We start from the raw sequence: 515 nt of genomic DNA on the forward strand, positions 1-515 counted from the left end.
GGTCACGGTTTCGCTGATATCGGTGAAGCTGTCGTCGACCGGGGTCACGCTGATATTCAAGGTCGAAGTGACGTCAGCGCCGGAGCCGTCGGTGACGGTGTAGCTGACCGTCGGCACCGTGCCGTTGTAGTTGGCGGCCGGAGTGAAGGTGTAGGCACCGTTCGTTCCGATCACCAGGGTGCCGACGTTGGCGATAGTCGCGGTTTCACCGGCCTGGTACTGAGTACCGCCGACCGTGAAATTAACTACGCTGACCGGGCCGTCGACGCTGCTGGTGCCGGTGAGCACGCTGCCGGTCACCAGGGCGTCTTCGCTGGTGGTCACGGTTTCGCTGACGTCGGTGAAGCTGTCATCGACCGGGGTGACGCTGATGTTCAAGGTCGAAGTGACGTCAGCGCCGGAGCCGTCGGTGACGGTGTAGCTGACCGTCGGCACCGTGCCGTTGTAGTTGGCGGCCGGAGTGAAGGTGTAGGCGCCGTTCGTTCCGATCACCAGGGTACCGACATTGGCGATGG

General features: G+C 63.1%; 1 protein-coding gene. It reads right to left on the reverse strand.

The window, feature by feature from the left end; genetic code table 11:
* On the reverse strand, positions 1-515 hold a 515-nt coding region (locus WLY71_RS30715; protein ID WP_347806584.1), incomplete at both ends, for a cadherin-like domain-containing protein.

Source organism: Pseudomonas rossensis (assembly GCF_039888995.1).
GTDB lineage: Bacteria > Pseudomonadota > Gammaproteobacteria > Pseudomonadales > Pseudomonadaceae > Aquipseudomonas > Aquipseudomonas rossensis.